18 protein-coding genes are annotated in these 24,667 nt (G+C 54.0%); 8 read left to right on the top strand and 10 right to left on the bottom strand.

Features of this window, described 5'->3' with window-relative positions; translation table 11 throughout:
- The first annotated feature begins 248 nt into the window (after nucleotides 1-248).
- Nucleotides 249-3,566: a S8 family peptidase gene (locus ACX5K5_RS01755; RefSeq protein ID WP_188687243.1), complete on the top strand. Its 3,318-nt coding sequence runs from the start codon at nucleotides 249-251 to the stop codon at nucleotides 3,564-3,566.
- Between the two features lie 136 nt (nucleotides 3,567-3,702).
- On the opposite strand, the gene ACX5K5_RS01750 is transcribed toward ACX5K5_RS01755, so the two are convergent.
- From ACX5K5_RS01750 to ACX5K5_RS01735, 4 genes are all read right to left on the bottom strand, one after another.
- The gene (locus ACX5K5_RS01750) at nucleotides 3,703-4,965 is read right to left on the bottom strand and encodes a glycoside hydrolase family 3 N-terminal domain-containing protein (protein WP_443446828.1); all 1,263 of its coding nucleotides are present in this window, start codon (nucleotides 4,963-4,965) and stop codon (nucleotides 3,703-3,705) included.
- A gap of 25 nt (nucleotides 4,966-4,990) precedes the next feature.
- On the bottom strand, nucleotides 4,991-6,310 hold the full coding sequence (locus ACX5K5_RS01745) for a Y-family DNA polymerase (protein ID WP_459174918.1): 1,320 nt from the start codon (nucleotides 6,308-6,310) through the stop codon (nucleotides 4,991-4,993).
- Nucleotides 6,300-6,716 (bottom strand): LexA family protein, encoded by a 417-nt coding sequence (locus ACX5K5_RS01740; protein ID WP_096257523.1) that lies wholly within the window; start codon nucleotides 6,714-6,716, stop codon nucleotides 6,300-6,302. Before ACX5K5_RS01740 ends, ACX5K5_RS01745 begins: the two co-directional genes overlap by 11 nt.
- A gap of 72 nt (nucleotides 6,717-6,788) precedes the next feature.
- Nucleotides 6,789-7,946, bottom strand: a complete 1,158-nt coding sequence (locus ACX5K5_RS01735) for a glycosyltransferase 87 family protein (protein WP_188687259.1) — start codon at nucleotides 7,944-7,946, stop codon at nucleotides 6,789-6,791.
- Between the two features lie 290 nt (nucleotides 7,947-8,236).
- On the opposite strand from ACX5K5_RS01735, the gene ACX5K5_RS01730 reads away from it, so the two are divergent.
- Together ACX5K5_RS01730 and ACX5K5_RS01725 are read left to right on the top strand one after the other, a co-directional pair.
- Nucleotides 8,237-9,094: an NAD(P)H-binding protein gene (locus ACX5K5_RS01730; RefSeq protein WP_096257519.1), complete on the top strand. Its 858-nt coding sequence runs from the start codon at nucleotides 8,237-8,239 to the stop codon at nucleotides 9,092-9,094.
- 67 nt (nucleotides 9,095-9,161) lie between these two features.
- Nucleotides 9,162-10,106 (top strand): aminoglycoside phosphotransferase family protein, encoded by a 945-nt coding sequence (locus ACX5K5_RS01725; protein WP_459174917.1) that lies wholly within the window; start codon nucleotides 9,162-9,164, stop codon nucleotides 10,104-10,106.
- A 209-nt stretch (nucleotides 10,107-10,315) separates the two neighbouring features.
- On the opposite strand, the gene ACX5K5_RS01720 is transcribed toward ACX5K5_RS01725, so the two are convergent.
- Entirely contained in the window at nucleotides 10,316-11,593 is a 1,278-nt protein-coding gene (locus ACX5K5_RS01720; protein WP_459174916.1) for an NAD(P)/FAD-dependent oxidoreductase, read from the bottom strand.
- A gap of 310 nt (nucleotides 11,594-11,903) precedes the next feature.
- On the opposite strand from ACX5K5_RS01720, the gene ACX5K5_RS01715 reads away from it, so the two are divergent.
- On the top strand, nucleotides 11,904-13,100 hold the full coding sequence (locus ACX5K5_RS01715) for a hypothetical protein (RefSeq protein ID WP_459174915.1): 1,197 nt from the start codon (nucleotides 11,904-11,906) through the stop codon (nucleotides 13,098-13,100).
- Between the two features lie 81 nt (nucleotides 13,101-13,181).
- Here ACX5K5_RS01715 and ACX5K5_RS01710 read toward each other — a convergent pair whose 3' ends face one another.
- Together ACX5K5_RS01710 and ACX5K5_RS01705 are read right to left on the bottom strand one after the other, a co-directional pair.
- Nucleotides 13,182-13,802: a malonic semialdehyde reductase gene (locus ACX5K5_RS01710; RefSeq protein ID WP_188687263.1), complete on the bottom strand. Its 621-nt coding sequence runs from the start codon at nucleotides 13,800-13,802 to the stop codon at nucleotides 13,182-13,184.
- Between the two features lie 344 nt (nucleotides 13,803-14,146).
- Entirely contained in the window at nucleotides 14,147-15,331 is a 1,185-nt protein-coding gene (locus tag ACX5K5_RS01705) for a sensor histidine kinase (RefSeq protein ID WP_188687264.1), read from the bottom strand.
- 312 nt (nucleotides 15,332-15,643) lie between these two features.
- Between ACX5K5_RS01705 and ACX5K5_RS01700 the strand changes: the two genes are divergently transcribed.
- The 4 genes from ACX5K5_RS01700 (at nucleotide 15,644) to ACX5K5_RS01685 (ending at nucleotide 20,787) form a co-directional block, all read left to right on the top strand.
- Complete coding sequence (locus ACX5K5_RS01700) at nucleotides 15,644-16,318, top strand: response regulator (RefSeq protein ID WP_443446834.1); 675 nt, start codon at nucleotides 15,644-15,646, stop codon at nucleotides 16,316-16,318.
- A 114-nt stretch (nucleotides 16,319-16,432) separates the two neighbouring features.
- Nucleotides 16,433-18,985: an ATP-dependent Clp protease ATP-binding subunit gene (locus ACX5K5_RS01695; protein ID WP_096254551.1), complete on the top strand. Its 2,553-nt coding sequence runs from the start codon at nucleotides 16,433-16,435 to the stop codon at nucleotides 18,983-18,985.
- A gap of 169 nt (nucleotides 18,986-19,154) precedes the next feature.
- Entirely contained in the window at nucleotides 19,155-20,063 is a 909-nt protein-coding gene (locus ACX5K5_RS01690; protein WP_188687266.1) for a hypothetical protein, read from the top strand.
- A gap of 61 nt (nucleotides 20,064-20,124) precedes the next feature.
- A complete protein-coding gene (locus ACX5K5_RS01685; RefSeq protein ID WP_459174914.1) occupies nucleotides 20,125-20,787 on the top strand; it encodes an alpha/beta hydrolase family protein in 663 nt (220 codons plus the stop codon).
- Here ACX5K5_RS01685 and ACX5K5_RS01680 read toward each other — a convergent pair.
- The 3 genes from ACX5K5_RS01680 to ACX5K5_RS01670 all read right to left on the bottom strand — a co-directional run bounded on the left by ACX5K5_RS01680 (nucleotide 20,784) and on the right by ACX5K5_RS01670 (nucleotide 24,318).
- Nucleotides 20,784-21,494, bottom strand: a complete 711-nt coding sequence (locus tag ACX5K5_RS01680) for an AAA family ATPase (RefSeq protein WP_459174913.1) — start codon at nucleotides 21,492-21,494, stop codon at nucleotides 20,784-20,786. The two genes, ACX5K5_RS01685 and ACX5K5_RS01680, sit on opposite strands and share 4 nt — an antisense overlap.
- A gap of 13 nt (nucleotides 21,495-21,507) precedes the next feature.
- Nucleotides 21,508-22,995 (bottom strand): helix-turn-helix transcriptional regulator, encoded by a 1,488-nt coding sequence (locus tag ACX5K5_RS01675; protein WP_382344658.1) that lies wholly within the window; start codon nucleotides 22,993-22,995, stop codon nucleotides 21,508-21,510.
- 153 nt (nucleotides 22,996-23,148) lie between these two features.
- Nucleotides 23,149-24,318, bottom strand: coding sequence for a hypothetical protein (locus ACX5K5_RS01670; protein ID WP_459174912.1), 1,170 nt, complete (start codon nucleotides 24,316-24,318; stop codon nucleotides 23,149-23,151).
- Nucleotides 24,319-24,667: the final 349 nt, after the last annotated feature.

Below are 24,667 nucleotides of genomic sequence, written 5' to 3'. Positions count from 1 at the left end.
CGCTGTTTTGCTTGGTGATTCGCGGTTTTGAATATGAAGCAAGTGCAGAATACTTTTCTTTCCCAAAGATCACTATTCAATAACCCCTTGATATATGACGTGGGTCACCTAAGATTCCACAGTAGGAGACTCGGCGTTTTAGCGGACGTCGGCTCCGGTCATCACTCAATACGCACCTTCATGCTGTGAGTGGAAACCGTTGCATCTTCACATGAAAGCATCCCGCTTTCAGCTCAGCTAGGAGAATCATGGTCACTCGGCGCAATCCACGATTGCCGCGGCTCATCTTGGGCTCAGCCACCGCTTTAGCGTTGGCTGTCACAATGACAGGCCCGGCATCAGCTGCCAACATCCCCCAACCGTCCGACGGTGAAAATGCAGCCTCACTGCCCATCGTCAAAAGCCAGACACTTTCAGGACTAAAAGTCAGCGGGCAACTAGCCAAGGCCACCGGCGAGGTCTCGGTATTCGTTCAGCTCGAAGGCGACGGCGCATACAAAGAGGTAAAAAAGTCCGGTAAGAAAAAAGACAAGGACAAGGTTAAATCTGTCCGTGCCCAGGTTAAGTCCAAGGGTAAAGAGCTGGCCAAGGAAGCTAAATCCGAGGTTATCTACACAACTTCCAACGCATTGAGAGGCGTTGCACTCACCGGTGATGCCAAAGAGCTCCGTGCGCTAGCCGAACGTACAGATGTCGCGAAGATCAGCGCCATCGTGCCCAAGTCTCCTTCTAACCGCGGTGCGGTCATTGACACCGAAGCGTTGGACGCATGGACCGCGCTAGATACTACCGGTGAAGGCGTGAAGATCGCAGTGCTCGATACGGGCATTGACTACACCCACTCAGGCTTTGGTGGACCAGGCACCATTGAGGGCTACAAGAAGGCGCAGGCTTCCAAAGAACTGCCTACCGCGGATTCCGGATTGATTGACAGCAAGAAGTTCATTGGTGGCTGGGATCTTGTCGGCGACGACTACAACGCTGACCCCGACGCCCCGGATTACCAGCCAGTCCCTAACCCAGACCCGAATCCACTGGACTGCGAAGCTGCAGGTCACGGTTCGCACGTTGCAGGCTCGGCGGCCGGCTACGGCGTTAACGCCGACGGTTCCACCTTCACAGGTGACTACTCCTCACTGACCGCCGATGAAGTCGCCAAAATGAAGGTTGGCCCGGGCACCGCTCCCGAAGCTCAACTAATTGGTATCCGCGTCTTCGGTTGCGGTGGTTCATCCTCGGTGGTGGGGCAGGCACTGGACTACGTGCTTGATCCAAACGGTGACGGAGATTTCTCTGACCGCGCCGATGTGGTCAACATGTCCCTCGGCTCGGATCATTCACCGGTTCAAGACCCAGAAAATGACATTGTCGATGCCCTTTCTGAAGCTGGAATCCTTTCGGTCATCGCTTCGGGTAACGCTGGTGATGTCACCGACGTTGGCGGCTCACCTGGTAACTCTCGTTCCTCGTTGACCGTCGCAAACACCGTGGGATCCCAGGTCACCTTGGATAAGGTCCAAGTAGATGCGCCTGACGATGTTGCCGGTACCGCCGCAGGCCAGTACTCGTCAAACTTCAATTACACTTCTGCTGACCCGGCCGACTTGAGCGGTGACGTAGTAATGGCTCCGGCCAACAACGCTTTTGGTTGTACAGAATTTGAATCAGGTTCGCTGGAAGGAAAGTGGGTTTGGCTGCAGTGGAGCGAAGACGGCGAGTTCCCTTGTGGATCCGGCGCACGCTTCAACAACGCCGAAGCCGCCGGTGCCACCGGTGTCCTGTTAGATGCTGAAACTAACCTCTTTGATGCTGGCATCGCAGGCAACGCGAATATCCCAGGTGCACAGTTCACCTTGGACTACTCGAATAAGCTACGCCCAGCCGCCGAGGCAGGAGACCTGAAAGTCACCTTAGATGCTTCCTTCGTTGGCGCTGCTTCCGGCGAATCAGGCGTCAAGGACACCTTAAATTCGTCCTCCTCACGAGGCGTGCACGGCTCTAACGGCGTAGTAAAGCCCGACGTTGCAGCACCTGGCACGCAGATCGGCTCGGTTGGCGTTGGAACCGGTAACGGACCAGCGGTCATGTCCGGCACTTCGATGGCTACCCCAATGGTTGCCGGCGTGGCAGCACTGGTCATGCAGGGCAAGAACCTCACCGCAGCCGAAGCCAAGAGCACCATCATGAACACCGCAGCAGCGGATGTTTTTGCGGCTAATGGCGAGGCTTACGGTCCAAACCGTGTTGGCTCGGGCCGCGTCATGGCCAAGGCAGCACTTGATACCCCAGCCATTGCCTACGATTCGAAGGCAGCAGATCTGACCAGCGTGGTCTTCGGTGTCCTTGAAATTGACGGTAAGAAGAAATTCTCCGACACACGTTCAATCACCGTAGAGAACACCAGCGACAAGGCCCAGACCTACAAGGTCAACTACGTGCCTGCTACGCAGATTCCTGGCACCAGCTTTTCGTTAGATCGCAACAGCGTGCGCTTGGCACCAGGTGCCAAGACTCGGGTCAAGGTTACTCTGCAGGTGGATCCCAAGAAGTGGGTCAAGACTTTGGACCCAACTATGGAGACCGCCCAGCAGGGTCTGGCCCGCGCCTGGGTATCAGATGCTAGTGGTCGCGTTGAGTTGACCAGTTCAACGGCTCCCACCTTGCGTGTTCCAGTGCAGGCAGCACCTAAACTCGCAGCCGATATGACCGCTTCAGTCAAGAAGCTGAAGAAGGGTGCAAACACCACCGAGCTGAAACTCAAGGGTAAGGATATCCGTGTAGGCGAGGGGGCCACCTCGGTCACTTCCCTCCTGGGTGCCTTTGAACTTGGTGCTTCGAGCGAGCGCGGTCCTAAGTCGATGGACAGCGTTCCAGCAGCCCGCGCGATGGATTTGCAGCACGTTGGCGCAGCCAGCACCGCGCCGGTAACCGGTATGGCCGATGGACTACTGAACATCGGCATCTCCACCTGGGATAACTGGGCACACCTTGCCGGCGGTACCGAGTTGGACGTCAACATCGATACGAACGGTGACGGCAAAGCCGACTTCGTAACCTTCACGACCGCACTTGACGGAATCGACCTTGACCTAGCGGCCACCTTCGACCTGACGACCGGTGCACAGGTAGACCTGCAGCCAGTCAATGGAGTGCTTGGAGATGTTGATACCAACAGCTTCGACACCAACGTAGCGATCCTGCCGGTATCACTTGCCGCGCTGGGACTGGATGAAACTTCAGCCGAAATCTCTTACAGTGTTTCGAGCTACTCCTGGTACCACACCAACGATCAGGGCGCGATGATCCCCGTGGATCAGACCGACTGGGTCAAGTTCAACGTTGCCGAACCTCAGGTTGATTTTGGGGCTCAGGGCACCGTCTTCACCGATCTGAAGGGCACCAACATTCCGGTGACCGTGGCGGATCCATCCGTTGCCTCCAAGGCACTTCTGCTGCACCTGCACAACAGCACCGGAAAGCTCGGAAAGAAGAAGAACGAGACCGGCGACCGCGCACAGGTCTTGGACATCACCAAGGGTGATAAGAAAGGCAAAGGAAAAGGCTAATCTTTCCTGAGCTCAGCGTCTGCGTGTAAGCGTGCAGACCAAAAAGCTAGACCCGGGCGTTCCCTAGCGAGTAGGGATCCGCCCGGGTCTTCTCTTTGCCCAAAATAGCTTTATCCGGCAACAAGCCAGACAAAATTTATGAGTTCTCGCGAAGCTTCTCGGCCAGAATCAGCGTTGCCGCCTCGCGGACCTGCGCCGCCAGCTTGTCATCTTTTGCTGCCTGCTTTGCTAGGGCGCTCGCCATGGTCAGCGACTTATTCTCATCCACGCATAAAGGCATCGTGCCTCCGGCTTGAACAAATTTAATCGCACGTTGTCCTACCGGCACCGCGGAAACCTGTTTCGCATCACACAGATCATCGGAGATGATCAAGCGTTCATACCCTAAGTCTTCACGCAGCAGGCCGGTGATGATTTTCTTTGAAAAAGGTGCATCATTGTCTTTATCCAGTTGCGTATATTTGGCGTTTGAAATCATGATCCACGCGAGGTCCTGCTCAATGGCGGCCTTAAAAGGTTCTAGATCGGTGCTTTCTGCCCCGATTTTTGTGTCGGTAACCTGGGCATGGGTATCGGTGTTCAGGCTTACTCTGCCCAATCCCGGGAAGTGTTTGACTACCGGGTGCACTCCGGCATCTCTGAGTTCTTGGTTCACTACCAAAATCGCGGACGCAACATCCGCGGAATTATCGGCGTACTGCCGTCCAAATTTCCCGATGGGTGCGTTGCCCGTGCCCAAACTCTGTGGCACCACGTCGGCTACCGGGGCAAGGTTGACGTTGATCCCGGCCTCGGACAACTCAGTACCGAGCGTGGAAATATTCGACCGTAGTTTTTTCTTGGACCAAGTACCCTGTTCTAATGCGGTGGGTAGCTTGGTGAATCCGGTCCCTTGAAGCACCCGGACAAAGCCACCTTCTTGGTCGGTGGCTACCCAGACAGGTAGTCCATCGGGAACGTTGGTTTCCAAACCTTCGTGGAGTTTGCGCACACTGCCAGAAATCTTGGAGTGCGAGAGCTGCGACCTGCCACGAAGAAAAGCATTAGAGATTCCCGACTTCTTCAGCGAAGCGATGTGTGCCGCTGAGGCGCCGTCTGCCGAGACACCCGCCATGACCAAGCTCCGCGCCTGTTCAGATAGGCTCATCGAGTCGGCGAGCGCCACCGCTTGCTGTTGTAGTTCAGCTTCCGGGTCCGTTTGTGTGGGGCTGGCCGAGCTGGCTGTAGCTGAAGGCTCAATAGCCGATCCGGAGCTCGAGGGGTTTGGTGAACTGGGCTGAGTTGGCCCAGCAGTACTCGGAGTAGGCTGGTCCGCGTTTTCTGCGGGGGCTGTACAACCACTAAGTAGAAGTGTGCCGAGCAAGCTCAGCCCCACCATTCGACGCAGCACAGTAGACATGAACGTTATTGTGTCACCAAAACCTTCATGCTTGCACGGTAAAGAGTTCGTCCCAGTCACTGGTGTAGCGCGGTGACATGTGTTCGCGCTTCATAGACCATTCCGGGGCTTTGGCCAGGCCGGCACTGCCCAGGCCAATAGCCTTTGCGCCAAACCGTTGGGAGACCTGCTGCACGACATCACTGACGTTTACTTTTTCGGATTCTTCAGTCGATATTGAGCCTAGTAGTCCTAGGTCTAGCTCATCGGCTCCGGGGTGTTCACTCAGCCCGGAGAGGATCACTCCGCCACGGACGTAGTCGATTCCTGGCTCCATCAACTCGTTCATCGCTGCTACTGCGATCTTTGTGAGCACAATTGGATCTCGGGTGGGCCTGACTAGTCGTATCTGGGCGCTAGGGAATGATGCGGCCGAGGTAGCAAAGCGGCTGGTTCCTGCAGTGACTGTGAGCAAGCTAGCGTAACGGCCTTCGCTGGCCAGACGGCTTGCTGCTTTCTGTGCGTAAATGGACATCACCTGATCCATCGCTTCACGTGTTCGCACAGGGGTGGAGAAGGAACGGGTGAACATTACTTGGCCCTTATCCGAACGCTCTTCCACCGGCCCGATACAGCGTTGCCCGTTGAGCTCCATCACCGTGCGTTGCAATACGACAGAGAACTTCTTGCGGATTAGTTGCGGGTCGGTGGCCTTGAGCTGGGCAATGCTTTGAACACCCATCCCAGTCAATTTTTGACCGATCTTTTTGCCCACGCCCCACACATCTGTGGCGGGAACCTGCGACATGATTCTGGATACCAGCGCCGGCTCCATCAACTGTTCAATGCACACTCCGTCCATAGACGGATTGTGTTTGGCGATGTGGTTAGAGAATTTAGCAAGGGTTTTAGTCGCAGATACCCCTACGCAGACCGGCACCCCGATCGACTGAGTAATTGCGGCGCGGATCTGCACGGCAGTGTCACGGACTTGTTCCAGCGTTCCGTTGAGGCCGATAAATGATTCGTCGATGGAATACACTTCCTGCCAGGTGCCGAAGCGGCCCAGGAGTTCCATCACCCGTGCCGATATATCCCCGTATAGCTCGTAGTTACTCGAACGCACCGCAAGATTGTGGCTGTCCATGAGGCGGCGTACTTTAAAAAATGGCTCGCCCGTGGCTATTCCTAGGTCTTTGGCTTCCTGTGATCTGGCGACGACGCAACCATCATTATTGGAGAGCACCACTACCGGACGATTACGCAAAGAATAGTCAAAGATGCGTTCGCAAGAGACATAAAAGTTATTCACGTCTACTAAAGCAACGTGATCACTGTGCCCGGATGTTCGCGGTTCAGCGGACATAGTGCAGACACCTAGTGATCACGCCGAAGACCTCAACTTCGTCTCCTTCGGTGAGGAGCACCGGTAACGGTGACTCATCGCTGAGTAATCCCACTTGTGAGCCCTCTGTCTGCCACCGGCGTACCAGCATCTGCCCGTTCAAGCTCACCACAATCATGGTGCCGTGTTTAACCGGCAGGGAACGGTCCACGATGATCTCATCGCCGTCATAAATTCCGGCAGAGTGCATCGAGTGACCCGATACCCGCATGATGAACGTGGCAACCCGATCATGAACGAGCAACCTATTCAGATCCAGCCCGCCATCAAAATAGTCACGCGCTGGGGATGGAAACCCCATCGCGGAAACGGCCTGCACCGGCCCTTGGGCTGCTCCTGGAGGCATCACTGATTCGGCATCCCGCATCTAGACACCACCCTTAGCTAGAACAAACATTCGAATACTAAGAATTGTACAGTGCGTGTGTGATAACTAAACTCAGCTGAGGGTTGGCGCCGAAACAGGCTTGCTGTTCACGATTCTTTTGGTGTTCGCCAGAGCAATCACAAGGCATAAGATTTGGGTGAGCACCGGCACCGCGGGTAATACATAGCACCAGGCGGGCAGTTCTCCATCCGGGAAATATCCGGCAAAAGCCACAATTTGTTTAGAGCCAATCGACAGAATCAGGTAGCTCAGAGCCAACGCACCGAACATCGTGCGTCGCAGTACCGGCTTGAGCTCCAACGCTACGACAACCCACGCAAACGTGATGACCGGCAACCAGACCCAGTGATGGGACCAGCTCACCGGGGATACAAGCAAGGGGCAGGCGGAAGCAATGCCGAGCAACACCACAGGTTTTTGGTGCCCATAGAGCTTCCACAGCAGGGCAACAAAAGAAAGCCCTACACCGAGCGCCAAGATGAGCCACACTAAGGATGGTGCGTTCAGCCGCTCAAGCAGTCCTTGCAGAGATACGTTGTCGATATACCCCACGTTTCCTACCCGCGATGGATCCTGCACCACGTCCAGCCAATAGTCCAAGGTGTTCTGTGTCTGGAAAATTAGGCCTACAAGCTGGGTGCCTATAAAAGTGGCAATTCCAACGAACATCGCACGCCATTTACGCATGGCAAAGGGCAGGATCAAAAACGCGATCGGCGTCAGCTTGATCCCGGCACAGATTCCTACGGCAATCACAAACGGCATCAACGACTTGTAACGCACGAAGGTGAGGTAACAGGCACCGAGAATCAAGATGTTGATCTGTCCAAACCATACGGTGTCGCGGAAGGGAGCCGACATCAGCATTAAGCTGGTCAAGGTCAGCGGCGTGAGCACCGAATTAAGTGCAGGCCATTTTCCCGCCACTCGTGTGGCCAAGTCTTTGGCAACAAAAAAAGTCAGGGTAATCGAGGCAGCCATGGTGAGCGTAACCGACACCCAGTAGGGGAAAAATGCCATCGGCAAGAACAAAATAGCCGCAAATGTCGGGTAAGTAAACGGTAGCCCAGGCGAATTCACCGGACCCACGAACGGTCCATAAAGGGCTTCGGGTTCACGCAATAGCGTCAAGGCACCTTCGCGATATACCGATAGATCCCACCCGGTCGGTTCAATGGCAACCAGCACAACAACTAGTGCCGCGACCATCAGAATTTCAAGGACTGCCGTGCCTGGATGGACCTTACGAAAAATTGAAGAACGAATCTTCTTACACCCCTTATGGTGATCGTTTTGAGCCAATCCGCCCGATTCGGCTTTTTACCCGCACCCCGCGATCATTCGACCGGCGGCCAAAGGCATACAACCACCCTATTTTATCGATTTATCGAGTTTTGTGTTGCACCTTCGGCTTCTTCACGTTTAACGCGCGCCACGTCACGCTTTATGGTTAGAAGGAAGGCACCGTTTCGGGTGTCTCGCTACGTTGGAGGTGCCAGATGAAAATACTTTTGATCAGTTGTGGAGATGTCGCGACCGAGGCAGGACTACGCTTTCATGCCGCCGGACATCAAGTCACCGCGTGGCGTCGTGATAGCTCGAAGCTCCCGGCGGTCTTCACCGGATATAACGTCGACCTACTCAAAGCGGATTCTTGGCCTCAGATTGATCCAGAAACTGATCTTGTCCTCTTCACCCCGGTACCTGCCACCCGTGATGTGACCGGATATGAGCGAGGCTATCTGCATACAGCGCACCGATTAATTGATACTTTAAAAGTCTCCTGCCCACGCCTCAAACGACTCATTTATGTGTCCTCTTCGGCGGTCCTTGGCGGTTCCGAGGGGCAACTGGTCAATGAGACCGCGCCCCTTGCACCGGCCCGTCCTACCGCGCAGGTGCTCGCCGATACCGAGACGTTGCTGGCCGCAAGTGGTTTGCCACTGACAATTCTGCGCGCTCCAGGAATTTATGGGCCGGGACGGACCAGACTGATCGATCTGGTGCGTTCAGGTTCGGCCCAGCTACCGACGCAGTCTCACTGGACTAACCGGATTCACCGCGACGATCTTGCCCAAGCCATCGTCCATGTGGCTTCGCTAGACCAAAAGGCCGAAGCACTGTATTTGGCTACCGACAGCGAACCAGCGCAACTCGCAGACGTTTATCGCTTCCTCGCCGAGGAACTTGGCTCAAAAATCCCCGAAATCTCAACCGAACCTCCAGCGTCGCGAAACGCCTCGGACCGTCGACTAAATAATGCGCGGCTTCTAGCGTCGGGTTTCATTCCACGTTTCCCAAGTTACCGCGAAGGTTACAAATCAATTCTTGCCAATGATTCGTCTCGTCATGCCTAGTTGAACAAGGCCTATGGAAACAATGAGCCCGCTAAACTCGAAGCCCCAGTGAAAGAAGGATCGCAGCGTGAATACTCTGTGGACACCGCGAATCAGCTGGGCGCAGCTTCCTGAACATGTCCGTAATGCGGTTGAAGTCATACTTGGCTCACCGGTCGTTGAAGCGCACGGCCAGCAAGGCGGGTTTTCTCCTGGCACGGCCGACAGGGTGCGTACCGCCGACGGACGTAGGGCGTTTGTTAAAGCCGTCGGTACCTCACTAAATGCTGTCACGCCGCGGCTGCATCGAGCCGAAGCGAAGATCTCTGCCCTACTACCCGGAAGATTGCCGGTCCCGAAGTACCTAGGATCATATGACAAACAGGGCTGGGTGGCACTGGTCCTTGAAGATATTCCGGGCTCCCATCCCAAGACACCGTGGACACGTGTCGAACTTGAACGGGTACTCGATTCGTTGCATGTATTAGGAAGCCATCCGGTACCGAGCACTTTGACTCATCTGCCCGCGTTGCACACCGAGGTGGCTGCTGAGTTCACCGGGTGGGACCGCATCGACATCGATCTGCAATCGAACTTAGATCCGTGGATTGCTGATCATCTCCCGCGACTTCAGGGCAGTGCGCGCACCGGATTATCTTGCCTCGAAGGGCAGTCTTTGGTGCACTCAGACATTCGTTCAGACAATCTTTTGCTGACCGAAGAAGGCGCCTACATCGTCGATTGGCCTTGGGCGTGTATTGGGGCTCCATGGTTTGATGCGTTATCGGTACTCATAAATGTGCGCTTGCATGACGCCGGGTTCGATGTAGCATCCGTCCTGGGTACCCACCCAGTTTTCGTAGGGCTATCGGCAGAAAATATTGATGGGTTTCTTGCCGGGATGTCCGGATATTTCATAGATGGTGCTCGGCAGCCCGCGCCGTCTGGTCTGCCCACCCTACGCAGTTTCCAACAAGCACAGGGTGAAGCGACCATCGGTTGGCTCCGTGAACGCTGGGAACCAACTGCCTAGTCTTCAATGAGTCGTAGCAATACCATTGAAGATTTTGCGCCATCACTTGCGGTTTCGAAAGCCCCGGTTGTAAGTCCACGCTGTTCTGTACAGTTCCCGCTAGTAGGCTCCAGGAATTACCGGACCTAAAATCGCAATGCAAAAGGCTCGGTTTATCATCGATCAACAATGAAAAACCGAGCCCTCAGCGATCAGATGTTTGCGCGGGGTTAGAAACCCTTACGCAAAGGGTTGAAGTGACGCGCCAAGGTGGAAACGGCCTGCCCGGTAATCTGCTCGGCGAGGATCTTGCCGGTCAATGGGCCTAGCGCAACACCCCACATGCCATGGCCACCGCCCACCGAGACGCGTGGAGAGGAGGTCTGTCCAACCAACGGCATGCCGTCGGCGGTGCATGGGCGTCCTCCCACCCACTCTTCTTTGCGGTTTTCCCAATTGATTCCTTGGTATACCGGTGCTGCAGCGGCGACAATTGCTTCGATGCGCTTTGGCTCCAGTTTATGGTTCACGTCGCGGAACTCCATAGTTCCGGCAATGCGGAACCGATCCCCCAATGGCGTGCAAGCAACGCGCTGGGAAGGGAAGTAAATCGGGTGCGTTGGCATGCTTTCTGGCTCAACCGTGAACGAGTAGCCGCGGCCCGCTTGGACCACCACGTTAACACCAAACTTCTTAGCCAGATCGGTCATCCATGCACCGGTAGCCATCACCACATGATCTGCGGTGATCGCCCGTCCCTCGGAGCCAATAACGGTCACCGATCCACCGTTATCGCGCACATCGGTGACGTTGAACGACCCGATGATGTCTCCACCCCGGGCCTCAACGGATTCGGCCAGTGATTCCATGAACTTTGGTGGGTTGAGGTAGCGCTGGTTTTTGATCGCTACGCCAGCTGCAACATTATTGGAGAGAGTCGGCTCGATAGCGCGTAGTTCATCACCGCTGAGCAACTCATAGTCCACGGAACCACCGGTCTTCTGAATCATCTCGAATTCATGCAGGAGCGCATCGCGGTCCTTGAACGAGGTGAAACCGGTAAGGAAAGGATCTGCTGGCTTGGTTTTTTCTGCCACACCAGGACCAGCCGCGGTGCCTTCGGCAAGCTCGTCAAAAGCATCCAACCCGTGGGTACCAATTTCGGAGTAAATACGCATGGCTTCTTCCCACTTTTTAGGAGTGGCGTGCCAGGTGAAACCAAGAAGGAAGCGCAGAAGCTTTCCATCAGCCTTCAACGGAATATATAGCGGTGAGGCCGGGTCAAACATCATCTTCAAACCATTAGAGAAGATTGATGGTTCTGCGATAGGCAAGGTCAATGCCGGAGTCAGCCAGCCCGCATTTCCCCACGACGAACCCGAAGCCACGCCGCCACGGTCCACTACGGTAACTTTGACGCCGGATTCTTGCAGGTACCAAGCCGTCGACAATCCGACGAATCCGGCACCAACAATTACGACATGATCCGGTGCTGGTGTTACCGTCATGGGCTACTCTCCTCAAAAGACTTTTTTAGCTCATCAAAAGAGCCTTATGTCTTCACTGTCGCGCGAACTGCAGGGAAAATCAACGAGCACTGAGGATTCAACGGTGACGGCAACCACATATCTGTGTGACTTGTATTTTTAACTGCGATTCGCACTTTCTACCGTAGAAAATACGGGTCTTTGAAAGTATCCCCTTGCTATCCCCGGCTCGCGATTACGCTGGCTCCCACTGAACAACGTCGATTTGAGCGTCCTGCGTAGACTGGAAGTGACGACCTTTTCCCGTTTAGCGAAGGAACAACAACAGATCATGGCATCACGCAAGCCCGCCAAGAAAAAGGCCTCCTCGGGCCATCCAGCACGCCAAGCTGGGGCTAGTAGCGCACCGTTTGAATCTGAAGTTCGACAGGCCTTACAGCCGTTCAAATCTCAGCTATTCCGCCACTTTCAAGCTGACGACCAACCATCAAGCGAAACACGCGCCGGCTTGGAAGGTCTCACCACCTTGTTGGTCGCTCATGCACAACTACGCAAGAGCGTAGATGTCACCACATTGGACCCCACCATTCTTGGCGAACAGCTGGGGCACCTAGCTTCCATAGGCAAAGAAGTCTCCGAGGCTAGCGCCGCCATCCTCAAGCACTACCTAACTTTCTTGGGCACCACCGCGAATTTTGGCGGCAGCGTTGAGGAATTCAAGGAAGTTTTTGAGTTTCTCTCTCGCATGGCCGGCGATTCACCCATCGTTGTTCCATTCATGGACGACGAGGAAGCCAACTCGGTCTTAGAATCCATGCCATTCGTTTATGCTGCACGTGAACTGATTGAATGGGTCGGCGAAGGCAAGCCGAGTGATCCAACAGGAATGATCAGTGGGCAAACGCTCCAAGAAGCAGCAGAAGCTCTGGGCCTCATGGTCACCGTTGATGAATCCAGTACACCAGAAGCGAATCCGTGGGAGCCCGAAGACGGAACCGTGGTAGCGGACTTGGCATCAATTCCCCGCTTGGCCGCTTACTGGGATGCCTTTATCGGCACTGCCATGCTTCGCTACAGCTCACCGCAGGCTGTACCGACCGATTCACTTCGCGAGGCACTCCTTGCATCCAGCGGAGCTGGCGCTCGTCTGATCAAGGAACTGCTCGCCGAGATCATCTACTCGCATGTGCTGATCAATACCTTGCAGACCCCCGGACAGGCCCAGGTTGCGGAGATGGTCGCCGGACTTCTCACCCACGCTGCCTCTTCGAAGCCGCCGCGCACCGAATTTGCATTGCACATCCCCTCCGAAGACGACCTGCCGATTGAGCAACACCACCTCATCTCGAGCCTTGAGATCGCGGTCCCACAGGTTGAAATCATCCTGCGCACCTTTGAACGCGAAGGCCTGCTGACTCTGGCAGAGGAAATCACCGTACCGGTGATCCTGCGGGCTGCACTTGAGCGCGCACTTTCTAAGGTGTCGGACCACGTTCTTGAAAATGACCCGTCGGGAGCTGGCGAGTAACCCTCGCGCAAAAGGCCAAAAGGTGGTCCTGGGCAGCAATTAAATTTGCTGCCCAGGACCCCCTTTATGTTTTTACAGTGCTTAGATGCTGCGAGTAGCGAACTGTGCGTCGTGGCGCGGAAGCCGGCCAAACCATGCGTCAGCACCTGGCTTACCAACGTTAACTATTAGGAACGACTTGTTGCGGCCATCGGCGTTCACCACGGCGTCAACCGCAGCTGCATCAAAGCCGGCCATTGGGCCAGCGGCTAAACCAACGGCGCGTACTGCCATGATGAAGTATCCGGCCTGCAACCATGCGTTGTTATTTCCGATAGCGGTGCGCGCACCCTGATCTTCAAACATTGCTTTGCGTTCTGGAGCATGTGGGAAGAATGATGGGAATTCTTCGTGCCACTCGGTATCGAACGAAAGAATGGCCAGGGCCGGTGCGGTCAGCGCTTTCTGTGCGTTAGTGCCGGCCATAGTCTCTGAAACCTTTTGACGAGCCTCAGCGCTTTTCACCCAAGTGATGCGCAGTGGCTGGTTATTCATGAGAGTTGGACCCATTTTCATGGTGTCGTAGATTGCATCAAGAACTTCATCTGAGACCGGCTCATCGCTAAAGGCGTTTGCACTACGGGCTTCGAAGAACAGCTGATCCGCCGCGTCCGAGTTAATGCTTAGCATTTCGTATGGCTGGGTTTCAGTCTGAACCGACATGTGATGCTCACTCTCGAAAGTTGATTGTATCCAAGAGGTATAACGGAAAACTCGGCCTAGGACATTCCGCATCAGCCATGTGAGCTGTAACACAACAGGTATCGGTGAGGTTATAAAAGGTACGTCGCGCCACTAACAAACTCAGGCGTGCGATGGGGGCACAACGCCGAAGAAAGATCAGTTCGTCCATGACGCAACGTACCTTTTAATCACTGCGGAACTCTTGATGATGCCACTCGCAAAACATCACCAATTTCCCTGCGGTGATCGGTCTTCACCGATACATCTATAACTTATCGCGATTCCAAGAAAAGCGAAATCATACTTAAGTAGGAGGGTAGGGCCTAGAACGGGATACTGGCAGTGAGTACCCACTGTCCATCTACAACCTCCGCATTGAACCGTCCGCCGAAGGCATTCATCCGGTCTCGCATACCAATAAGGCCAATTCCACCGACCGGCTGGTCACCCTTTATAGGTTTCGACTTCGGTATCTGATTAGTCATTTCAAGGATCGCGTTGGACCCAGAGATCTCTAAACGCAGATCACAGGAACCCTCGCGCTTGCCGTGTTTAATAATATTCGTCGTCGCTTCCTGCATCACTCGATACAACGCAGTCTGTGCAGAACGCGGAAGTTCAGAGATTTTTTCGTCGGTGTGAGAGGTCACAGAAAAACCGGAATCTTTTAGCCGTTGCGAAAAGATCTGCAGGCCTTGAACTGCATAAACAGTGGTTGCCGCGGGCTTATCGGCGCTGCCGCCCGACGAATCACTCATTGTCCCGTCGGTTCGCAATACATTGAGCATCAGTCTTAAGTCGTGGAGCGTCTCGGTACTGAGCTTTGCAATAATGTCGATTGCGTCCATGGCCGCCTGGCCACTGTTAGCAAATTTTGCAGCTTTAGACTGCATAGCCACCACGGTGATGTCATGGGCGACAATATCGTGCAAGTCCCGAGCGATGTTTTTACGTTCGAGTTCAATCGCGACTCGGTTTTGCTCGCGGCTCTCTTCCATCAGCTGAACCGCATTGAGATTGCGTTCGCGGAGGTTGAAAATAATTCGCGCGAGAACAAATGAGAGAACAGACAACGGTACAAGTGCCACCAGAAGGATCGCGTCATCACCGGCGCGAACTCCATATTGACCCATCCAAACGAGCACCAGCACCAGAAACCAATTGCGGATGATTCGAGAATCGACGGTGGCGGCAAAAACACTAAAAATAATCAGCGAAAAAACTAGCCACAAGAAAAGGCCGCCATCCCAAAAACCGAAATACAGGATCGCGAGAAACGCTCCAAGTGAGGTAGACGCCCACCTGAGCCCAATTGCTAATGACACCGACAACAGCAGTCCAACTACCGCACCGCGAATCGACCGTTCCGGAGTATTTTCGATTCCGCTGGTAAGTAGTGTTAGGAATTCAGTGGCGGTAATGCCGATTAGAACCGTCAAACCCGGCAAAACGATTATGCCTTGGCCCGCAAAACATTTGGTCAGGGCAGCCTTGACTCGTGAATTCATACGCCGAATACTTCACCGGAGGGGTGGTGAAGTCAAATAGGTGCTAGTTACACGCCACGTTATAGTTCCGGCAGAGCCAGGTTGAAAAGTCATTTCCCCATCCTGCCGGAGTCGCAACAGCCAGTCCCGAATAGGTAGACTCGGCCACCGGTGCCGCGGTTGCAGGTGCAGCTACAGCCAAAGGCGCCGCTACAAGTGCGGCCACTGCCAAAATCTTTAAAGCTTTCATTTCAAACCCCAAAACTATTGAACTTATATACTTCGATTTAAGGCAGGTTGACTCCTGAGCTGCCTCCCATTCAAAGGAAACCAATGGAACAGATTAAGGTCCTCATCGTTGATGATGAGCCTCTTATTCGGCACGCGCTTAGCACGATCCTAGCAACGGATCAGGGAATTGTAACTGTTAATTCGGTACAAAATGGGCAAGAAGCGGTGACCTACTGTGAAGCACACGAAGTAGATGTCGTACTCATGGATTTACAAATGCCAATCATGGATGGCATTGAAGCTACAAAGAACATTAAATCTTTAGAGGACAGCCCAGAAATCCTTGCAATTACCGCATTTTCCTCGGACGACTACCTAGTCCCGGTCCTTGTTGCGGGCGCCAGCGGTTACCTCGTTAAAGACACTGAACCAGGCGAAATTGTTAAGGCGGTTTATTCCGTTCACAATGGCTCAGCGGCCATCTCACCGTCGGTTTCGGCTGATTTAATCACCGCGGTTAGAAACGTTCAACGAACGCCCCAAGATACGGCGGACCTTATCGATGATCTGGGTCTAACTAATCGTGAAATGCAAATCCTTGGACTTCTCTCCGAGGGGTTCAATAACACGGAGACAAGCCGGCGCTTGAATATCTCCGAGGCTACGGTAAAAACCCATATGGCGAAGATCTTTATGAAATTAGAAGTACGTGACCGAGTCCAGGCACTCATTGCAGCAACACGGCTGGGGCTCATCGAGATCCCTCGTGACGCTTAAAAGCTGTGAACTACCACTCTTCTAGTTGCCTAACTCCACTTTGCGGGAATAGATTCTGTCGTATTACGTTGAACATGAGCATAGACCACTCAAGTTTCTACTAGGAGGCTCATCTTGCCAGCTTTTTTCGGACCACCGTCAGACGGCTCGTTCGAGGAATTCCTCTCCCGGTTCCTCTCCTCACGTGCCCAGGCCGCGCGCCCCATCGACATCACTCGTCTGCTCTCGCAGCGCACCCACGAAGCGGTATCCATCGCCGCCGGATTCGCCCACGAAAACGGACATTCAGAAATTGATGCGTTGCACCTACTTGTCGCGCTGCTCCGCACCGAGCCTGCCGGACAACACCTGAGCGCAATGGGTGTGGATCTTGAAGCCCTATCCAAGGACGCAATTCAGCGCCTGCCACGCCGCGAGGAGTCAACCGAGAAGCCTTCTCGTCTCTCCTCCGCTGCGCAGCGCAGTCTCTTTGATGCTTATCAGGTTGCTCGAAACTACGGTTCGACCTATATCGATCCGGAACACCTATTCCTGGCCTTCGTCTTCTCACCAGACTCCCCCGTGGGTATGTTGCTCGCACAACACGGCATCACTGGCCAAAGCCTGCAACAGGCAGCCATGGAGCAAGCCCAGCGTGCGCAGTCCGGCGAAGCTGAGACTGGCGAAGAACAAGATGTGTCAATGCTCGAACGCTACGGCACCGATTTGACCGCTTTGGCATCTGACGGGCAAATCGATCCGGTCATCGGTCGCGATGACGAATTGGCTCAAGTCGTTGAGATCTTGGCTCGTCGCACCAAAAACAACCCGGTACTTATCGGTGAAGCTGGCGTGGGTAAGACCGCGATCGCCGAAGGACTGGCTCGCGCCATTGTTGCCGGCGAAGTCCCGGAGCAAATCCGCGGAACTCAACTGATCTCCATTGACCTTCCAGGAATGCTCTCTGGAACGCGTTACCGCGGAGACTTTGAACAGCGCTTGACCGGACTGCTCGAGGAAGTCGCTGACGCGGAGGGGCAGACCATCATCTTTATTGATGAAATGCACCTGCTAGTTGGCGCTGGTTCCGGAGAATCCGGGAACATGGATGCAGCTAATATCCTCAAACCACGTCTAGCTCGCGGTGAACTGCACCTGATCGGCGCCACCACACTAGATGAATTCCGCAAGGTTGAAAAAGACTCGGCTCTGGTACGTCGCTTCGGCAAGGTCACCGTGGGAGAACCTTCTCAGGAAGTCGCCCTGGCGATCCTTGAAGGGTTGCAAGAATCATATGAAGATCACCACCAGGTGCAATACACCCCTGAGGCATTAAAAGCTGCGGTCTCGCTGTCGGCGCGCTACCTGACCGACCGTCGGTTGCCGGATAAGGCAATCGATCTGCTCGATATTGCTGGCGCTCGTAGGTCTATCGCCGCTGGTGGCACCGAGGACGTACAGGCACTACGCAATGAGCTGGTCGAGGCAGACCGTGAAAAGGCCCGTGCGATCGGCGAGGAACGTTATGAAGATGCCAGTGCATGGCGCGATCATAATGCCGCTCTCACTGAGCGCATCACCGCTGCCGAAAAGGCCGGTGATTCTGGGATTACTCGTGTAGTTGATGAAGCCCAAATTTCCGAGGTCATCTCTCGCTCCACCGGAATCCCGACCTCCCGGATCAACGGGGATGACAAGAACCGGTTGGCCTCCTTGGAAGAACAGTTGCATGCCTCGGTTATCGGTCAGCACGACGCAGTTGCGGCTGTCTCCCGTGCGGTGCGCCGTAGTCGTACCGGTTTAGCTCCGGCACAACGTCCTATTGGTTCCTTCTTGTTCCTCGGCCCGACCGGCGTGGGTAAAACCGAGCTGGCTAAGGCTCTAGCTAATAACCTGTTCGGTTCAGCCGATGCCTTAGTACGGATCGATATGAGCGAGTACGGAGAAAAGCACACCGTCTCGCGGCTCATCGGTGCCCCTCCAGGCTATGTGGGACACGACGAGCCAGGACAGCTAACCGAAAAGGTACGCCGCAACCCGTACTCGGTGATTTTGCTCGATGAAATCGAAAAGGCTCACCCCGATGTATTCAACGTGCTCTTGCAGGTCTTGGATGACGGACGTTTGACCGATACTGCCGGACGCACCGTCGACTTTTCCAATACCCTGATCTTGATGACCAGTAACCTCGGCGGCGAATACCTCGCGAACAAGGCCGGTAACTTTGGTTTCACCTCGGTCAATGCGAGTAGCGAGAAGGCCGAAATTCGGGCCAAGGTCATGGGCAAGGTGCGTGAGTTCATGCGTCCCGAGTTCCTGAACCGCCTGGACGAGGTACTACTCTTCGGTAAGCTCAGCGAGTCTGAGATTGCGCAGATTGTGAAGCTGGTTCTTGATGAGACCGGCAAGCACCTGGCGGAGCAGGAACTGAAACTTCACGTCACCGATGCTGCTGTTTCATGGTTGGCAAAGGAAGGCTACGATCCAGAATTCGGCGCTCGTCCACTGCGTCGCCTGGTTCAGCGCAAGGTCCAAGATGCCATTGCCGACCTGCTGATCGGTGACGAGCTCAACGCCGGCGACACCGTAGAGGTCGACTTCGCGGCAGGACAGCTAAAGGTTGCCAAGCAGGTCCCAGCCACGGAAATCGCACCAAGCGAACCGGTCATGGACTACTTCGGCAGCTAAGAAATTCCCTCAAGCGGGGCTAACGGATCATTTCGATCCGTTAGCCCCGCTTGTGTTTAATCGTCACTATCAATTCCAAGCTCTATGTCTTTACGGAACAATAAACGCGCATCTTGTCCTGTAGGAAGGCCTCGATAGACTGACAATTGACCAATACTCCGGAGGTTTCATGCGCTCGCGTCTTCTTTTTACCATTGCTGCCGTGTCTTTAGTGTTGGCAGGATGCTCAAGTCAGCCCGACGCGATTGTCTCGGCATCTGAACCGAACGACAAAGAGACTCACGCTCCTGTTGCTTCTACTTCAACTTCAGTTTCAGCTACTTCATCTGTTGAGGCGGCGGCTGTTTCGCCCACGCTAAAGGCAAGCGGACAGGACTGGGCTGATTCGAAAATCCAAGCTTGGTTGGATAATTCGGGCATCAAGTCGGTGAAGGGGTTCTATCCCCCAAACAATTTGATGATCAGTTGGAGCGGTTCAGAACCGGGGCATCTCGAAATAGTCCTTGATAACTCTTATCGATTCAACCAAGACGGAATGCTTCAAAGCTACGAACGTCCCACCGATGAACTTCGAATAATGGGCCTCGTGATGTTCGAAAGCATCGGTGAACAATCACCAGAATTAGAATCAGTAACGTTTGCTACCGAGAATGGGAAATACTCGGGCACTTACTCCCGAGCCCGAACTGGTGCCGATCCTAATGATCGTGACGCTTGGGCTGAAGAGAAGTATGTGCAGTGGCTCGATTCGATGAATGATACTTATGAGTCATTTTGCGGTGCGACCATCAAGAAACTTGCAACTTATCGTAGCTGCATCCCGACCGACCCACACGCGTACATTGATTCCGTAGAATCCCCTGATTTTGGCGAACTAGTAGTGACCTTGGCCCCCGGCAATTGGCAAGACAACACCTACGACACGAAATCACTTCCGGGCGTTAATTTTGTATCCGGAAACATGATGCTCAAGATCAATAGCAAGGCTCATGGAAATGAACAGGTGGAAAAGCTGACCGTTATCGTCGAGGGATCCGATGAAACGAGCACCGAGTTCAAAAATCCTCCCACGGAGTAGGTTCGCCACGGGCACCAGTCCCGACCCCTTGAACACCCCAGAAAGAACTACGCTTGATCCTATGAGCCAGGAAATACTTATCCCAGGGGAAGACGGCCACCTAAGCGCATCTCTAGACGTTGCGGATGATGCATTTGCGTTTCTCATCTTGGCTCACGGGTCAGGCGCTGGGAAAGATCACGACTTTATGACTGGGTTTGCTTCAGCCATAGTGCAGCACAGGGTCTCGGTGTTGCGCTTCAATTTTCCCTACATGGACGCCGGTAAAAAGTTCCCAGACAAGGCGCCGATTGCCGTTGCCGCGTGGAAACAAGTCCACCAGTGGGCCGCGGATAACCTTGCGGCCGGACTTCCCATTTTTACCGCAGGAAAATCTTTCGGTGGACGCATGGCTTCCCTTGCTGTCAGCGAGGGGATGCCCGCCGAAGCATTGATTTTCTTAGGCTACCCACTGCACGCCCCGAAGAAGGAAGACAAGCTCCGCGACGAGCACCTTTACCCACTAACTATTCCCATGCTTTTTCTTGAGGGAACCCGTGATCCATTCGCCAATCCAGCGATCATCAATCGTGTGGTCTCGAACCTGAACGCAGAGAGCCAAATTGTCTGGTTTGAAGGTGGGGACCATTCATTCAAGGTCGCCTACTCGGGCCGTTCGGTAACTCAGGATGGCGCCACATTAGCCGAGCCCACCGCCACGTTTATTCGTAGCCGGCTTAGCTAAGACTTCAAAAAGTCGTGTGGGTCGGACAGAAACTCTCGCCACTGCCTAATGAGTTCAAGTCGATCGTATTCACTTTCGCGCATACCCCACGAACCAATTTCTAAGATCTTCGCGCCAGGGAACGCTGCCAGAATGGGCGAATGAGTGGAAATGATTAGCTGAGAGCCTCGCTCTACTATTCCGCTCAACTTCCGCACCAAGGCAGTACATCCCGCTAAAGACAAAGCTGATTCAGGTTCGTCCAGAAGCCATAGTCCCTTGAGGTTTATTCGCTCATCGACGAGATCCAAGAAAGATTCGCCATGGCTACGCTCATGCAACGCAGAGCCCAACGCCGATTGTTCTAAGTATGTGTAGAAGGAATGCATGGTTTCTGCACGAAGAAAGAACCCCTTTCGCGAGGCAGCCGCACCACGTTGGAGTTTGAGCATTTGCGCGAGGGAAGATTCCGATGCTCGGGTCACGTGCATCGCGCCGGTAGAACCACCTTCCGGGTTCATCCCGTAGGCGATCGCCACCGCTTCGAGCAATGTAGATTTACCGACACCGTTTTCTCCCACGATCACGGTGACTCGACCCAAATCCAGACCTTCGAGAAGCAGTTGTCGCACCGGTGGCAAAACTAACGGCCATTGCACCGCAAGTGGTGCTCCCGGATCCAGCGACTCCACACGACGCACGGGCAAGAACAGGTCACTTTGATTCATCGCCACAGGTTGTCTATCGCTGTTGTTGCAAGAATCGGTAAACCTCGGTTTCATCTACGCCAGGGAACGCTCCGGTGGGCATCGCTGCCAAAAGGTGCGTATTTGCGCGAGTAGACGGCCATGCGTTTCCAAACCATTCGCTGGATAACTCCGCCGGCGGGCGTCTGCAACAGTTTTCATCTGGACACGTCGACTGGCAACGTTCCTTGGTGTCGCGGCCACGAAACCATTTAACATGCTCAAAAGGAACCCCGATGGATAGCGAATACAGCCCCGAAGAGTGCCGTTCGGTACGCGCAGTACACCAGTAGGTGCCATTTACCGTATCGGTGTACTGCTCGAAGGAACGGAATTTATCCATCTGTTCAAAGACCACGCGACTTGTCCAATAACGGCAAATGCTCTGCCCTTCGATAGCGCCGGTGTGATCCGCTGGGAAATTTACTCGGTCGTTTTCATAGGCCTTATGCAATATCCCCGATTCGTGGACCTTCTGAAAATGGCAGGTTACTCCCAGATGTTCTGTTGCCAAGTTGGTAAACCGGTGAGCTGCAGTTTCATAGGAGACCGCAAAGGCGTCGCGCAGATCCTCAATCGCGATTTCTCTTTTGGCCTTCGCCTGCCGCAAGAACTCGGTGGTTGATTTCTCAGGCATCATCAAGGCCGCGGCAAAGTAGTTCGTCGCGACGCGCTGGTCCAAAAAGTTCGCATAGCTGGTGGGGGCTTCGTGGCCCAGAATGTAGTGGCCCAACGCTTGAAGCAGTACCGAACGTGGGTCATGCTCGGAGCGACTGGCCTGTGTTAGATAGATTCTCTTGTTCTTCAAGTCAGTCACCGAGCGGGTGGAATGCGGAAGATTACCAACAAATCGGAGGCTGAATCCAAGGTGTTCAGCGATATCAGCTGCACGGTGATGCGATAGCGGTCCAGCGTCATGGCCCACTGCCGCAAGCACCTTCGAGGCTTCTTGCTCAATTTCCTTGTAGTAGTTATTACGCTGACGCATCTCTTGGCGTAGCGCGGTGTTTGCACGCCGCGCTTCTTCCGGAGTTGCAGCCTGTTCTTCAAGACGGCGTTCTAGTTCATTTTGTAATCCTACGAGTGATTCGAGTACGTCCATGGGTAAACGCGTACCTACGCGCACCTTCGGTAATCCCAATGCCTCATAGAGCGGGCCTCGTTGCGCACGTTCCAGATCAATTTCCAATGCTGCGCGTCGTGTAGGGGGCTCGGATCCCAAAAGATCATCAACTCCCACTTGCAATGCTCTGGCCAATGACTTGAGCAGCGAAAGTTTCGGTTCCCGCTTGCCATTTTCTATCAGTGATAGTTGGCTGGGAGCCGTTCCCACTAGCGCCGAGACATCGTCTAACGTCAACGACTTTGCTTTGCGCAGGTGGCGAATTCGTCGGCCAAGCGCAAGCGTATCGAGCTCCGGGTCCAGAGCAGACTCGGATTCGATGTCAACGGAGAAATTACGATTCCATGTGGATGCAGTCACATTCACAGCCTAAGCGAAGAACAATCAATTTTTCTAGGAATTCGCCCTAAATGACAATAATTGCGTGCGACAAGAACAACCGCGTCAAAAGATTTTCTGTTCTTTCCTCTAAACCGATCGCAGCGTTAGCTGGCTTCTGTTTCACTCAACCAATTATTTCTTCCATTTCATGACTTCAACGTACGCATCATTTGTTGAGTACCCTGTTCCGCGCACGCCCCAGGCAAAGTAGTCGCCGTTGCAGAAGGCCGTGCCTGTTAGCCCTTCCTTTGCAACCTTAGAAAGTTCATTGGTTTCTAGATCCAGTAAGTACTGCCAACCATCACTCGCGCCTCCGCTGTCCACCACCTGCCAGGCAGCATGCTGTCCGCAGATTGCGTAGCCCACAGCGCGTGAATCAGCTGGCAGTGCGACGGCTGTAACATCCTTATTCTGAAGATTAGTCACTAAGAACTTGTCAGCCAGCTGAGCCATCAGAGTTTCCCCTTGCCCAACTAATCCCGTAAATGCCACAGTGTCATCGAGCAACGAGCTTCCGGTGAGTAGAACTTCAGGATCCGCTTGCTTGGTATGAAGCGAAATTGATTTTGCTACGTGTTTCTCGGAATTCTTTTCGGTGCCATTTTCAGTCACCAAATCTAAAACCGCGATCCCCTGATCCAGCACGGCGGGACTGGTGGCATCATCAGCGAAAATCTTGCTTTTGTCATCTTCAGATGGCGAATGCTGGAGGACCGAGGATGAAGTTGACCCGTTGGCTTTGGTGGTCAAAGTTGACCAATATACGGACTTATCGTCCGCCACCGGGACAGCTACCTCGACATTCCACTCATCGTTGCCAAATTCATCATCGTTTTTTGACTTCGCCAATAACTTTGATTGATTCCCTGGGCCGCCGGTGAACAGCCGCCAGGTTCTAGAGGCGGATCCATAATTGGGGCTTTCTACCCAGAGATAACCATCATCCGTGGAAAGCGCGGAGGTGACGGTACGGTTACCATCACCTTCAACCAGCTTCCGAGTACTTCCAAATGCAGTGAACTCTCCATTTTTTGCAAGCCCGATTTCACCATGGTCACTCAATTTGGTATCTGCTTGTGTGGGTCTCATCTGCTGTGACAGCTCGCCTAGGACCTCGCCTTGGCTGCTTAGCCCCAACCCCGAGAGGAAATTCGAGTGCTTTTGCCAGTTATCCGTTGAATCCTGCACGGTGAATTGATCTTCAAACGCGACTTCAGTGGCAGCGCCCAGCTCGACAACTCGTGCGCTGACTTCCTTCCCACTGCCCCATTGGACCTCAGAAAGAGTCTGCGGTTGAGTCACACCGTTGTCAATTGCGCCGGGATTTATCGCGGCCCCATCACTTGAAACACACGACGTGCTCAGACAAAGCGCCGCTGTTAGTAGGCCAAGGCTGAGGAGTCGGGATTTAGGTCGCAAGGTCGATCCATTCTCTGGTCCGGTCACTGACTCAGGCTGCACGACATCAAATTTTCCTCGCCGGCCTGCTGATCTTCATACTAGGTCAGCGCCTTGGCAAACTTCAATAACCCAAGGGATGACATTGGAGAAATTCCTCCACCGCATGTTGTGAATTATCGAGCTCGCGCCCTAGGACTTAAAGGTTTGGATTCACGTGAAACTCTCAGCAACAATTCGCTATCAACACCGG

Source organism: Glutamicibacter bergerei, from assembly GCF_054495185.1.
Note: the sequence above shows the minus strand (reverse complement) of the source record. Positions and strands in the feature narration are given on the sequence as shown.